The sequence below is a fragment of the Variovorax sp. F042 genome, from assembly GCF_057814215.1.
Genome location: NZ_JBVASX010000002.1, coordinates 35,195 through 47,986 on the forward strand (window position 1 = coordinate 35,195; position 12,792 = coordinate 47,986).

Sequence of the window (12,792 nt, forward strand, 5' to 3'; positions counted from 1 at the left end):
ATTACATCCTCGCCAATGGATTGGTGAGGTTGTACTTCGCGCGATTACAGCGAGTAGTACATGTCGAACTCGACCGGATGGGTCGCCATGCGGAAGCGCGTGACTTCCTGCATCTTCAGATCGATGTACGCATCGATGTACGCATCGGTGAACACGCCGCCCTTGGTCAGGAACGCGCGGTCCTTGTCCAGGTATTCCAGGGCTTGGTCGAGGCTGTGGCAGACGGTCGGGATCAGCGCGTCTTCTTCCGGCGGCAGGTGGTACAGATCCTTGCTGGCGGCTTCGCCCGGATGGATCTTGTTTTCCACGCCATCGAGACCGGCCATCAGCAGCGCAGCGAAGCCGAGGTACGGGTTCATCAGCGGATCGGGGAAGCGCGCTTCGACGCGGCGGCCCTTCGGGTTGGCCACGAACGGGATGCGGATCGAGGCCGAGCGGTTCTTGGCCGAGTAGGCCAGCTTCACCGGGGCTTCGAAGCCGGGCACCAGGCGCTTGTAGCTGTTGGTGCCGGGGTTCGTGATGGCGTTCAGGGCACGGGCGTGCTTGATGATGCCGCCGATGTAGTGCAGGGCGAAGTCCGACAGGCCTGCATAGCCGTCGCCGGCGAACAGGTTCTTGCCGTCCTTCCAGACCGACTGGTGCACGTGCATGCCGGAGCCGTTGTCGCCGACGATGGGCTTGGGCATGAAGGTGGCGGTCTTGCCGTAGGCGTGGGCCACGTTGTGGATCACGTACTTCTGCAACTGGACCCAGTCGGCGCGCTGGACCAGCGTGCTGAACTTGGTGCCGAGTTCCATCTGGCCGGCGTTGGCCACTTCATGGTGATGCACTTCGACCGGGATGCCGAGCGATTCGAGCACCAGGCACATTTCCGAGCGCATGTCCTGGAAGCTGTCGACCGGGGGAACCGGGAAATAGCCGCCCTTGACTGCCGGACGATGGCCGGTGTTGCCGTGCTCGTATTCCTTGTCGGTGTTCCACGAGGCTTCTTCGGAGTCGATCTTCACGAAGCAGCCCGACATGTCGTTCTTCCAGCGGACGCCGTCGAACACGAAGAATTCGGGTTCCGGACCGAAGAAGGCGGTGTCACCCAGGCCCGAAGCCTTCATGTATGCCTCGGCGCGCTTGGCGAGCGAACGCGGATCGCGCTCGTAGGCCTTGCCGTCGGCGGGGTCGATCACGTCGCAGGTCAGGATCAGCGTCGTTTCTTCGAAGAAGGGGTCGATGTTGGCGGTGTTCGGGTCGGGCATGAGCTGCATGTCCGAAGCTTCGATCCCCTTCCAGCCAGCGATGGACGAGCCGTCGAATGCGTGGCCCGAGGTGAATTTGTCTTCATCGAAAGCCGAGACCGGCACGGTCACGTGCTGCTCTTTGCCACGGGTGTCGGTGAAGCGGAAGTCGACGAACTTGACCTCGTTTTCCTTGACGAGCTTGAGTACATCGGCGACGGTCTTTGCCATCAGTTTCTCCTGAGTTGGATGGTGGTTAGGAATACAGGGATGAGGGATGCAGTTTCTGTGCCATTGTCACCTCACTCGATGAGGCTTTAGTGGCCGCCGCAAACCCCAAATGAAGGCGGAATTTCACCAAAATGGTGCGCTCAGTATTAACGCACCAATTCTGGACCAAGCTTGGCATCAAAGGTGTGCAACCCTTCGATCAGCTGGACATAGGCGGCATCGAGCCGGCCGGGGTCACCCTTGACGCCCAGCTCGATGTGGCGGCCGTATTCGGGGTGATCGACACTCGGCAGGCTGAACACCTTGATGCCGGCGTGGGTGGCCTCGATGGCCTGCATGAGCGGCGTCAGCGTGGCTTCCATGGCACCGAAAACGATCACCGACTTCTCGGCGACGGCATTACGGGTAAACAGTTCGGCGTAACGGCCGTCGAGCACGGACTCGATCATCGGCCAGGCCATGACGGGAAAGCCCGGCACGAAGTGCACGTCGCCAACGCTGAAGCCGGGGATCTTGTTGTACGGGTTGTAGATGAGCGTGGCGCCTTGCGGAAACACGCCCATGTTGAGCCGGTGCACGTTGTCGGAGCGGTTGGGCTCGTAGGGCACGCCCTGCTCACGCGCGGTGTCCTGCATGCGCTCGCGGATCAGCAGCTCGGCCTCGGGGTGCAGCGCCAGCGGCACGCCCAGCGCCTTGGCGGCGCACTGGCGGGTGTGGTCGTCGGGCGTGGCGCCAATGCCACCGGTCGAGAAGACGATGTCGCCCGAGGCGAAGGCGCGCGCCAGCGTGGCCGTGATGCGCGCCGGTTCGTCGCCCACGTATTCGGCCCAGCTCAGCTGCAGGCCGCGCGCGGCGAGCAGCTCGATGACCTTGGCCATGTGCTTGTCGGCCCGCTTGCCGGAAAGGATCTCGTCACCGACGACGATGAGACCGAATGCGCGTGTCATGGTGAACCCCATTGGGAAAGAGCGGCCTTGCTGGCCTCTTCGGCTTCGAGCGCCGGTGTTGTGCCGTTGGCGGCCGATGCCTCGGCCACAGCGCGCTGGGCACGCAGCCGCGCGAGCGCGTCGAGGCAGTAGTGAGCGAACCAGAGCGCCGAGAAGGCGAAGACCAGTGTGTAGATCCAGATGGCGATCGGCACCAGCACGAAGAAGGCCGCGGCGAACAGCAGGCCCGATGCCCAGACGATGCTGGGCGCGGCGCCCAGGTAGCCGCACAGCACGCCGATGCACAGCAGCGGCAGCCGGTGCGCGCGCAACAGCGCGGCGCGTTCCTCGGGGCTGGCGTGCTCGGCCAGCGCATCGAAGCTCATCACACGATAGGTGAGCCAGCCCCAGATCAGCGGCGGCAGGATCAGCACCAGCGGCGGAATGAGCCACAGTGGCATCGACACCACGAGGGCGATCAGCGCCAGGATGGTGACGCCGAGCGAACGCGCGACGCTGCCGAAGAACGAAGCGCCCTTTTTCTGCTCGAGCGAGGGAAAACGCCGCTCGCCCACGAGCCTGGTCAGCGCAGGCGCCATGAAGCCGGCCACGATCAGCAGGCAGACCACCACGATCAGCGGCGTGGCGGCGAACACCACGACCAGGGACGCCAGCGCGAAAGTGACGTCACCCGAGAAAAGACGGCCGATCCACGCCCAGAAGCTCGACAGCAGCGGCCAGGCATCGAGCGCGCCGCGTGTCCAGGTCACGGCGGAGTCCCAGTAGAAATAACCGAGCCCCGCGGCCAGCACCACCATCAACCCCAAAGGAAGCAGCGACAGCACGATCACGCGCGGCAGCATGCAATAGGCGACCGCGCGCCAGAAGGAGTCGAGGAGCAGGCGCATTGAGCAGCGAGGATAACGCCTCGGACGAGCCGTTCAGGGGCTGGAGCCCCTCAACCGCGACCGACCATTCGCTTCAGGCCGAGCCACTGCTGGGCCCAGAAACCGCGCCCGTATTCGCGCACGCGGCCGTCGGCGCTGGGTTCGACCTGGTCGCGGATGCCGGTCGGGTCGTAGCGGTTCTCGAAGTTGGCGGTGCGAAACAGCATGTCCCACCAAGGCAGCAGCACGCCGAAGTTGTGGCCGCCGAGCGTGCTCCTGCCGTTCGATTCGTGCCCCAGCCCGATGCTGTGGTGCAACCGGTGGAACCGCGGGCTGATCCACAGCCGCTCGCCGATGGCGCCGAAGCTGAGCCGCAGGTTGGCGTGCTGCAGGCTTTCGCTGAGCTGCGTGAAGGCGACAAAGGCAATGAACTGCCCCGGCGCGACGCCGATCAGCTGCGCCACGATGACGATCAGCGTGTCGTGGACGATGTCGTCGAGCAGGTGGTTGCGGTCGTCGCTCCACATCGTCATCTGGCGCTGCGAGTGGTGCAGCGAATGCAGGCCCCACCACCAGTTGAACTGGTGCTGGCCGCGGTGGATCCAGTAGCCGACGAAGTCGAGCACTACCAGGTAAATGGCGAAGGCGACTACCGGCACGTCGGTCACGCCGGGCCACACTTCGTCGAGGTGGAAGGTGCCCCACCCCGCCGTGCGCAGGCTGCCCATCGCATCGTCGAAGAAGGGCTGCAGCGTGAAGAAGATTGCCAGCCGGAACAGGCCGAGCCGGTGAATCAGCGTGTAGAGCATGTCGATGCGGATCGCGTGGCGGTCGACCACCGGCTCCACCGATCGCCAGCGCTGCAGCGGCCCGATGATCGCCAGCAACACCAGGATCTGGATGACGCCGACCAGCAGCCAGCCGGTGGCGTCGAAGGCGTCTTCGGTCCAGCCGCCGAGACCGACGGCGTAGACCAGCGGCTGCACGGCGGCCTCGAAGAACCAGCCCTGCATGGCGGAAAAAGCGTCTGTCAGCCAATCGATCACGGCGAAAACTCGTTCAAGGGTGAGATGCAATCCAGGCGCGGAAGTCCGGGTGCTGGCGCAGTGTCTGGAAGCAGAAGCCCTTGGCCTTGAGCCCGACGATCAGCGGCTCGAGGTTGGCCGGAGCCCATGGGTCGTTGCGCGACCAAATACCCAGGTGCGCGAGCAGGATGTCGCCGGGGCGAATGGTGTCGAGCGCCTGCGTCAGCAGCTTGGCGTTGCTGAATTTCTCGCTCGGCAGCTCGTCGCCGAGAAAGCCGGCGGGCGCCCAGCCGACGTACTTGTAGCCACAGCCTTCGGCGGCGGCCAGCAGCGCGGGCGAGGTCTTGCCGCCCGGCGCGCGGTACAGCGGCAGCGGCTTCTTGCCGGTGATGGCGGCCAGCCGGTCGGACGACTTGCGGATGTTGGCGCAGTACTCGGCCGCGCTCCAGGTCGATTCCTTGCCGTCCTGCGGGCCCGCCGAGGGCTTGATGCGGAAGCTCGGCGGCGTGCTCTTGACGTCGGCGCGCCAGTACGCATGGTCGTAGGTGTGCGATCCGAACTCGTTGCCTTCGGCCGCCCTCGCCTTCCACCAGGGCGCCCAGTGGTCGTCGAGGCTGTCGCCGTCGGTCTGGGTGCGCTCGGCGGCGGCGAAGAAGGTGACGCGCACGTCCTGCCGCTTGAGCACGTCGGCCACCAGCGGAGCGACGCCCATGTGGCCGGTGTCGAAGGTCAGGTAGACAGGCTTTTCGCAGGTGGCGCCCGGTGTCGCCCCCCAGGCGACGGGAGCCACGACTCCGGCCAGCGACAGCGCGAGGGCCGCGCCGATGCGGCTAGATGCGCTTGGCATGATCGAGCGTCCAGACGCCATGCGGCGAACGGCCGACATTCACCTGCCGCACGACCTTGTTGCTGGCCAGGTCGACCACGCTGAGCTTCTTGATCCAGCGCGAGGTCACGTACAGGGTCTTGCCGTCGGCCGACAGGTCCATGCAGTCGGGACCGCCGGGCACGGGATAGGTCGCGATGACCTTCAGCGTCGCCAGGTCGATGCGGCTGATGGTGTTGGCCACGCGGTTGCTCACGAACACGCTCTTGCCGTCGCCGGCCGAGCGGAAGGCGTGGGCGCCCTTGCCGGTGGGGATCTTGCCGACCAGCTTGGGCTCGGCGCCGGCCACGTCGAACACCTGCACGCCGTCGCTGCCGGTCAGGCCCACCAGCAGGGTCTTGTCGTTGTGCACGCCGAAGATGTCGGCAGGCATGGTGCCGGTGGCAACGCGCCACTTGACTGTTTGCGTGGGCAGGTCGACGGCGATCATCTCGTCGCTGTCCTGCATCGTCACGTAGGCGATGGTGCTGGTGTTGTCGATCCAGATGTGGCTGGGCGTCTTGCCGCTGGCGATGCGCTTGGCCAGCTTCAGGTCTTTGCCGTCCCAGCGGTAGATGTCGACGTGGTTCAGGCGGTTGCCGGCCGTGACGAACCACTTCATGTCGCGCGAGAACTGCAGCTGGTACGGATCGATGATGCCGTAGACCACGCGCTGCACTTCCGCCGTGCGGGGGTTCAGGAACGTCAGCGAATCGCCCGCCGAATTGGCCACGATGACCGACTTTTCGTCCGGCGTCATGTAGATGTGGTGCGGCTCCTTGCCGGTGGCAATGCGCTGTTTTTCCGTCCAGTCGACGGGATTGATCACGCTTACGCTGGCGTCCAGCGAGTTGAGCACGAAGATCGGGGGAGGTTCGGCCGGCGCGGCGGCGGCAGCGGGGAATGCCGCCAGGGCCGTCAGACAGGAAAACAGGAAAGCCGCGATGCGGCCGTTCGGTCGAGCAGGGAGTCGCAAGGGAAGGTTCCGGGAGAGAGCTTGGCGAGATTAACGGTCGAGCCTTAGGACTGGCTGACCGTCAGGGGGCGCTTTGTTCCGCTTATTTCGGCGGTTTGGCCGGTTTGGCCGGCGCGCGCAGGGCGGCGACCTGGTCGGCGGTCAGCCAGCGCCACTGCCCCGGCGCAAGGTCGTCGGGCAGCGCCAGGTCGCCGATGCGCGAGCGGTGCAGCCCCTCGACCCGGTTTCCGACCGCGGCCAGCATGCGCTTGACCTGGTGGTACTTGCCCTCGGTGAGCGTGAGCCGCAGATGCAGCGGGCTGTCGGATTCGCAAGCGGCGGCGCGCACGGGCTTCGGATCGTCGTCGAGCACCACGCCGGCCAGCAGCTTGGCGATCTGCGCCTCGTCCACGGGGTGCTTGGCCGTCACCTCGTAGACCTTGGGCACGTGATGCTTGGGCGAGCCCATCTTGTGGATGAACTGGCCGTCGTCGGTCAGCAGCAGCAGGCCGGTGGTGTCCTGGTCGAGCCGGCCGATGGCCTGCACGCCTTGCACCGCGCCCTTGTTGGGCCGCAGGCGCAGCGGCGACGGCAGCAGCGTGTAGATGCTCGGATAGGTCGAGGGCTTCTGCGAGCACTCGGTGCCGGCCGGCTTGTGCAGCATCAGGTAGGCCTTCTCGTGGTACGCCCACGCAGTGCCCTGGACTGTGTAGTGAAGACCTTCGGGGTCGAGATCGGCGAAGGGGTCGGTCACCGCCTGGCCTTCGATGGTCACGTGGCCTTGCTGGACGAGGCCCGCGCACACGCGCCGCGTGCCGAAGCCCTGGGTATAGAGGATGTCTTGCAGGTGCATGAAAAATGAAAAAAGCGGCCGCGCCGACAAGGGCACGACCGCCTTCTAGTTTGCCGCAGGATCAGTAGCCCGCCGCCAGGCCCGTGTTGCGGCGCGGATCGTTGGCACCGTAGAAGCGGTTGTTGCCGACCGGCTTGCCGCCCAGCGACGGCGCGCCGACGATGATGGCCGCGAGGTGGTTGGCCGGCTGCGGCACACCCAGGTTGTGGCCCATGTCGGTCAGGATCTTGCGCGTGTCGGGGCTCAGCGCGAAGGTCTCGACGTTGGTGACATCAGGCAGCCATTGCTGGTGGAAACGCGGAGCGTCCACCGCTTCCTGCACGTTCATGCCGTAGTCGACCACGTTCAGGATGGTGTGCAGCACCGCCGTGATGATGCGGCTGCCGCCGGGCGTGCCCACCACGAACACCGGCTTGCCGTCCTTCGACACGATGGTCGGGCTCATCGAGCTCAGCGGGCGCTTGCCCGGGGCGATGGCGTTGGCCTCGCCCTGCACCAGGCCGTACATGTTGGGCACGCCGATCTTCGAGGTGAAGTCGTCCATCTCGTTGTTCAGCAGCACGCCCGTCTTGGCGGCCGTGACCTTGGCGCCGAACCAGTCGTTCAGCGTGTAGGTCACGGAGACAGCATTGCCCCACTGGTCGGTGATCGAGTAGTGGGTGGTGTTGCTGCCTTCATGCGGCGCGACACCGGGCTTGATGTCCTTGGAGACGCCGGCCTTCTTCGGATCGATGACGGCGCGGATCTTCTCGGCATAGCCCTTGTCGAGCAGGCGGTCGAGCGGGTTCTTCACGAAGTCGGGGTCGCCCAGGTAGCTGTTGCGGTCCACGTAGGCGTGGCGCATGGCTTCGATCTGGTAGTGCACCGACTGGGCCGAGCGGAAGCCCAGGTCCTTGAGCGGGTAGCCCTCGAGAATGTTGAGCATCTCGCAGATGATCACGCCGCCCGAGCTGGGAGGCGGCGCCGACACCACGCGGTAGCCGCGGTAGTCGCACTCGACGGGCGCGAGTTCGCGCGTCTTGTACTGATCGAGGTCGGCCTGGGTGATGATGCCCTTGCCGGCCTGGCTCGACGCCACGATGGCGTTGCCGACCCAGCCCTTGTAGAAGCCGTCGGGGCCCTTCGCGCTGATTTCCCTCAGCGTCTTCGCCAGATCTTTCTGCACCAGCTTCTGGCCGACCTGGAAGGGCTGGCCCTTGTTCAGGAAGATCGCACCGGAGACCGGGTCTTTCTGGAAATCGGCGGTGGAGGTCCACAGCATGTCGATATCGCCCTGCTCCAGCGCGAAGCCCTTGTCGGCCAGCTGGATCGAGGGGGCGATGAGGTCGGCGCGCTTCATGGTGCCGTACTTCTCGCGCGCGTACTCCATGCCCGACACGGAACCGGGCACGCCCACGGCCAGGTGGCCGTTGGTGCTCAGGCCCTTGATGACGTTGCCATCCTTGTCGAGGTACATGTTGGCCGTGGCGGCCAGCGGGGCCTTCTCGCGGAAGTCGAGGAAGGTCTTGCGGCCGTCGGCCAGCTGCACGGTCATGAAGCCGCCGCCGCCGAGGTTGCCCGCAGCGGGGTACACCACCGCCAGCGCGTAGCCCACGGCCACAGCCGCGTCGACGGCATTGCCGCCGCGCTTGAGCACGTCGACGCCGACCTTGCTCGCCAGGTGCTGCGCGCTCACGACCATGCCGTGCTCGGCCGCGACGGGCGCCACCGATGCGGCATTCGACGCGCCGGCGGCCGCCAGCGCGAGCACCGCCGCAACGGCGGCGCGCAGCTTCGGGGCCCAGTGAATTTGTTGCATGCAGGTATCTCCTCTTTGAGTGTGTTGAAGAAAAACGGTGATGTACGTACGGGTCAGCCCGTGAGCAGCGCCTTGCGGCGCAGGCCGTCGAGCGCCAGCGAGACTTGCTGGCGGGCGAATTCCCTGACTGCCGACGGGTCAGTCAGCGGCTTGTCGTCCTTGACGAAGCGCAGGCGATCGCTTCGAACCTCCGCTTCGAGGTGCTCGGCCAGCGCGTCGTGCGAGTGCGTGCCGTCGAGCAGCGGCAGCAGGCTTTGTTCGAGCAGCGTCAACACCACGGGCTCGTGCCACTGATTGCAGGTGTTGGCGGTGGCGCCGACGCCCGACGCAAGACCCGAAGCGCCTCGCACCGCGGGCAGCGCTTGCGGCAAACCGGAGACCACGTCGGCCGCGAACACCGGCGTGCGCCGGATGCGCAGGGCGCCGAGGATCAGCAGCTCCTCGAGCATCGCCATCGCGGCAGATTCGATGGCGGCCTGCGGCTGACCCGTGAGCCCGGAGGCGGCCTCGATGAGGGCCGACGCAGAGATCGATGCCGGATAACGCGTATCGAGCAGCTGCGCCACCGCCTTGTGCACGGGCAACCGCAGCGTGACCTTCAGGCCTCGCATTGCGCTGCAGGGCTGCTCGCGGGCATCGAGCGTGAGCGCCCCACCGTCGTCGGCCCTGAAGATGCCGGCGAATTCGAGCGAGCGGATGCGCGCGGGGTCCAGCTTGTAGCGGATGTGCGCCGCTTGCGTCTGCTTGACCAGAAGGGTCTGGCGGAAGGTGCGGTTGACCAGGAAATCGAGGTACTGCTCCATCATGATCTGGCTGCCACCGCATTCGCGCAGCAGCGGATCGCGCACCTTGTCGCCGTAGTTCTGCACGAACATCGTCGATGGCTCCGCGTCGCACAGGTAGGCAAGGCCGTGGGCATCCGCTCGCGCCACGAACTCCTTGAAATAGCACGGCGCATTGCAGGGCTCGAGAAACTCGTGCAGCAGGTACGAGCTGTTGGCGTTGCGCACGATCGGCATTGCCTCTTCGAGCGTCTTCTTGAGCACGCTGTCGGCACGGGCCGACTGCTCGAGAAAGTCGAGCATGCCGCGTGCGTAAGACAGCTTTTCTTCGGGCGTGTCGCGCGGACCGCCGCGCAGGATCATCGCGTCGCGCACGATCTCGCGCGCCTTCCAGCCGGGGTACACGTTGTAGCTCACGTAGGCCACGCCGGTGGGCGCGAGGTTTTCGGAGCAGATGCGCAGGATCGCGTCCTGCACCGGACCTGGCACCCAGCTGTAGACGCCGTGGCAGACGATGTAGTCGAACTGGCCGAACGAAGCGTCGATGTCCGCAAGGTTGAAAGCCTTGAGCTCGATGTTCGACAGCCCGGCGCGCCCGATGGCGGCAGTACCTTGCGCCACCTGCACCGGCGACAGATCGATGCCGATTGCACTCGCCTCGGGATGGCGTGCCGCGAAGGGAATCAGGTTGCCGCCGGCCGCGCAGCCGAGCTCCAGCACACGGGCCTTCGCGGGAGGCGGAGCATCGAGCCCGAAGAGAAATGCCAAGGCTTCCAGATGCTCCATCGCTGACTGTGGAAACGGATGCGAGTCATAGGGCACCGTGTCGTAATAGCTGGTCAACTCGGAAGTCAGGGAATCCGGCACGGGCGTCCTTATCGGGATCTGGGCAGGCAGCTGGAAACTGCAGTGACTGCAATGTGACAGTGCTGGCCGACTATAGCCCCGCGTTCCGGCGAAAAAAAGCGGGCTTGCACAGGGCCTCGCGAACCGCGCATAAAAAAAGCCCAGCTGTGAGGCTGGGCTTGAAAGCCTATCTGCTTGGCATGCATCAAGGCCCCCGCACAGGTTGACCAGCGGGGGACGGTTTACCCGTCAAGGAGAAATTCGGATGGGTGGAAAAAACGATGTCTTCATGGGCATAGTCTACTGTATATTTGTACAGTCTTTTAACAAAGGATGCCGCCATGTCTCTTACCGAGGAAACAACCACCCCGCCCAATCATGCGCTCAAGGAAGCGCTGGCCTGGATCTCGAAGTTCGCACATGCATGGAAGGCCATCGAGCCTTCCCCGAGGAGCCTCAGCATCGACGGCTTCATCATCTGGGGGCCCGTGCTCTACGAAAAGCACAAGGGCGAAGATCCGGTGCAACTGGCGCGGCAATTGTTCGGCCAGTCCGGTAAGTACTTCAAGTATCTCTATCCCGACCGCGGGCGGAGTTCGAACGATCCCGGTGGTCTTACTTAGAATGCCCCGATGAATTGGCGCACACTGCTTCCGCTTGCCCTGGTCCTCACCGGCTGCTCGACCCCCCCCAACGAGGTGACGCAAGTTCGCGAAGGCGTACTGCGTGCCATGACCTACGTTCAAGCCTCGGACTATTGCGACGCGCGAAGCAAGACGCCGCGCTGGCTTGGCAAGGCGCCTGCGGAGCAGGGTGTTTTGTTTCAGTGCTACTGAGTCCCGGAGCCTGATAACGCAGGGAACGTCTCAGCGGGGATCGCCTTCGGTGAAGCTGAGGGGATTTGAACCCTCGAAGAATCGCCCGCCAGGCCTTTATCCATGCGGGTTTCGGATTCAGGGCCTCGATTCGTGTGAGAAGTGAGTGATCCCCCGGTCACTCCGGAATGCGGCGAGGCACCGCCCAGCATGATCGAAGATCAGCCGCGCTCCGTGAAATTAATACAATAGAATTCACTTCGGTAGCCCGCGTTTTCTTCCTCCTCCCTCCTTAGGGCTACCTTTGCCCGCCTCGTGCGGGCTTTTTCATGGCGAGACCTCATGGTCGCGAGAACACGCCCGGCGTGACGATGGCTGCCGACGGCACCAAAGTGGCGCTGTAGTAGCGAAGCAGTGCGCCTTGGGGGTGCGTCGGCTGCATGCTCTACCATCGGCCGCGTAACAGAGTTCCAGAATGATTTCCCAACGCACCCCATTTCGCCAGCTTGCGCGCATCTATGCGGCCGTGATTTCCGTCGCAGATTCGCTTGCCAAGATCAGCCAGCACGCCGCTGCGCCGACGCCGCCGCCCGCACCACAGCCTCTTGTGGCCACTCCTGATTTTTCGGCCGCGCAACTGCAGCTCGATGCGAACTCTCGCGATCTGGCGAGCGTGGCGAAACGGGTTGAGCGCTTGGAAACGCTTGTGGCCCATCTACGTATGCAGGTTGCCAGCGACACCACGCGCCCTTTCCTAATAGAAAGCCGTGTGCATGGGATGGCCCCCTTCCCTTTCGAAATCCATCGTGCTGGCGATGCCTTCATCTCCACCCAACTGGAGCAGACGGGCAGTTGGGAGCCACTGGAAACGGAAGTGATGCGACGGCTCTGCCGAGAAGGCGACTATGTGCTGGACATCGGGGGAAACATCGGCTGGTACAGCGTGGTGGCGGCCAAAACTATCGGACCCTCCGGCCGCATCATGACGTTCGAGCCTGACCCCGACAACTTCAAGATCCTGTCGCGTAACCTAGAGCGAGTTCAAGGGAGCGCGCAGACACTGCCAAGGCATGCGGCCGTCAGCGACTCGGAGGGGGCCCTGAAGCTCTTCATTGACCCGGAAAACCGCGGCGACCACAGAATCTTCGACGACGGCACCGAGCGGCCATTCATCAACGTGCCCACCTCGACCCTTGACGCGCTGCTCGCTGACGGGCCGAAGTTGCCAGATCTGGTCAAGTCCGATACCCAGGGTTCAGAGGCCCGAATCCTGCGCGGAGCACGCGCTACATTCGCGCGCGGCTGGCGACCTGTGTTGGTCATGGAGTTCTGGCCGTTCGGCCTGACTGGCTCCGGTGACGATCCTCTGGCTCTGTGGAATGAGTTGGTCGAGCTCGACTATCAAATGTTCGAACTCACCGAGGAGCAGCCCCAACTTCATCCGCTCAATGAGCAGCGGGTGCGCGCCGGTTTGGCCAGCAGCATGTCTCCGCAGTCTCAGGGCTTCATCAACATCGTGGCAATTCCTCAAGGTAGCGACAGGCTCGCGTCCATCCAAGATCTGATCGCACAGTAACGCC

Annotated in this window: 12 protein-coding genes; 3 read left to right on the forward strand and 9 right to left on the reverse strand. The window is 64.6% G+C overall.

Features of this window, described 5'->3' with window-relative positions:
- Positions 1 to 44: 44 nt before the first annotated feature.
- The 9 genes from glnA to ACZYSP_RS08570 form a co-directional block, all read right to left on the reverse strand.
- A complete protein-coding gene (gene glnA, locus ACZYSP_RS08530) occupies positions 45 to 1,460 on the reverse strand; it encodes a type I glutamate--ammonia ligase (RefSeq protein WP_093050193.1) in 1,416 nt (471 codons plus the stop codon).
- Between the two features lie 146 nt (positions 1,461 to 1,606).
- Positions 1,607 to 2,407: a competence/damage-inducible protein A gene (locus ACZYSP_RS08535; protein WP_489013755.1), complete on the reverse strand. Its 801-nt coding sequence runs from the start codon at positions 2,405 to 2,407 to the stop codon at positions 1,607 to 1,609.
- On the reverse strand, positions 2,404 to 3,294 hold the full coding sequence (locus ACZYSP_RS08540) for an EI24 domain-containing protein (protein ID WP_489013757.1): 891 nt from the start codon (positions 3,292 to 3,294) through the stop codon (positions 2,404 to 2,406). Before ACZYSP_RS08540 ends, ACZYSP_RS08535 begins: the two co-directional genes overlap by 4 nt.
- A gap of 50 nt (positions 3,295 to 3,344) precedes the next feature.
- Complete coding sequence (locus ACZYSP_RS08545) at positions 3,345 to 4,319, reverse strand: sterol desaturase family protein (protein ID WP_093050184.1); 975 nt, start codon at positions 4,317 to 4,319, stop codon at positions 3,345 to 3,347.
- A 13-nt stretch (positions 4,320 to 4,332) separates the two neighbouring features.
- Complete coding sequence (locus ACZYSP_RS08550) at positions 4,333 to 5,145, reverse strand: polysaccharide deacetylase family protein (RefSeq protein WP_489013759.1); 813 nt, start codon at positions 5,143 to 5,145, stop codon at positions 4,333 to 4,335.
- Entirely contained in the window at positions 5,129 to 6,139 is a 1,011-nt protein-coding gene (locus ACZYSP_RS08555) for a YncE family protein (RefSeq protein WP_307615682.1), read from the reverse strand. The genes ACZYSP_RS08550 and ACZYSP_RS08555 overlap by 17 nt, the downstream gene beginning before the upstream one ends.
- Before the next feature lie 82 nt (positions 6,140 to 6,221).
- Positions 6,222 to 6,971 (reverse strand): pseudouridine synthase, encoded by a 750-nt coding sequence (locus tag ACZYSP_RS08560; RefSeq protein WP_093050175.1) that lies wholly within the window; start codon positions 6,969 to 6,971, stop codon positions 6,222 to 6,224.
- Positions 6,972 to 7,032: 61 nt separating this feature from the next.
- Positions 7,033 to 8,769, reverse strand: a complete 1,737-nt coding sequence (gene ggt, locus ACZYSP_RS08565) for a gamma-glutamyltransferase (protein ID WP_489013762.1) — start codon at positions 8,767 to 8,769, stop codon at positions 7,033 to 7,035.
- A gap of 53 nt (positions 8,770 to 8,822) precedes the next feature.
- Entirely contained in the window at positions 8,823 to 10,418 is a 1,596-nt protein-coding gene (locus ACZYSP_RS08570; protein WP_489013764.1) for a class I SAM-dependent methyltransferase, read from the reverse strand.
- Positions 10,419 to 10,738: 320 nt separating this feature from the next.
- Between ACZYSP_RS08570 and ACZYSP_RS08575 the strand changes: the two genes are divergently transcribed.
- The 3 genes from ACZYSP_RS08575 (at position 10,739) to ACZYSP_RS08585 (ending at position 12,788) form a co-directional block, all read left to right on the forward strand.
- Positions 10,739 to 11,020 (forward strand): hypothetical protein, encoded by a 282-nt coding sequence (locus tag ACZYSP_RS08575; RefSeq protein ID WP_097199680.1) that lies wholly within the window; start codon positions 10,739 to 10,741, stop codon positions 11,018 to 11,020.
- A gap of 9 nt (positions 11,021 to 11,029) precedes the next feature.
- The gene (locus ACZYSP_RS08580) at positions 11,030 to 11,233 is read left to right on the forward strand and encodes a hypothetical protein (RefSeq protein ID WP_093050163.1); all 204 of its coding nucleotides are present in this window, start codon (positions 11,030 to 11,032) and stop codon (positions 11,231 to 11,233) included.
- Between the two features lie 454 nt (positions 11,234 to 11,687).
- The gene (locus tag ACZYSP_RS08585) at positions 11,688 to 12,788 is read left to right on the forward strand and encodes an FkbM family methyltransferase (RefSeq protein WP_489013767.1); all 1,101 of its coding nucleotides are present in this window, start codon (positions 11,688 to 11,690) and stop codon (positions 12,786 to 12,788) included.
- Positions 12,789 to 12,792 lie beyond the last annotated feature (4 nt).

Coding starts and splice junctions, on each gene's coding strand:
- glnA (WP_093050193.1), bottom strand. CDS start 1,460: ATGGCAAAGACCGTCGCCGATGTACTCAAGCTCGTCAAGGAAAACGAG.
- ACZYSP_RS08535 (WP_489013755.1), bottom strand. CDS start 2,407: ATGACACGCGCATTCGGTCTCATCGTCGTCGGTGACGAGATCCTTTCC.
- ACZYSP_RS08540 (WP_489013757.1), bottom strand. CDS start 3,294: ATGCGCCTGCTCCTCGACTCCTTCTGGCGCGCGGTCGCCTATTGCATG.
- ACZYSP_RS08550 (WP_489013759.1), bottom strand. CDS start 5,145: ATGCCAAGCGCATCTAGCCGCATCGGCGCGGCCCTCGCGCTGTCGCTG.
- ACZYSP_RS08560 (WP_093050175.1), bottom strand. CDS start 6,971: ATGCACCTGCAAGACATCCTCTATACCCAGGGCTTCGGCACGCGGCGC.
- ggt (WP_489013762.1), bottom strand. CDS start 8,769: ATGCAACAAATTCACTGGGCCCCGAAGCTGCGCGCCGCCGTTGCGGCG.
- ACZYSP_RS08575 (WP_097199680.1), top strand. CDS start 10,739: ATGTCTCTTACCGAGGAAACAACCACCCCGCCCAATCATGCGCTCAAG.
- ACZYSP_RS08580 (WP_093050163.1), top strand. CDS start 11,030: ATGAATTGGCGCACACTGCTTCCGCTTGCCCTGGTCCTCACCGGCTGC.
- ACZYSP_RS08585 (WP_489013767.1), top strand. CDS start 11,688: ATGATTTCCCAACGCACCCCATTTCGCCAGCTTGCGCGCATCTATGCG.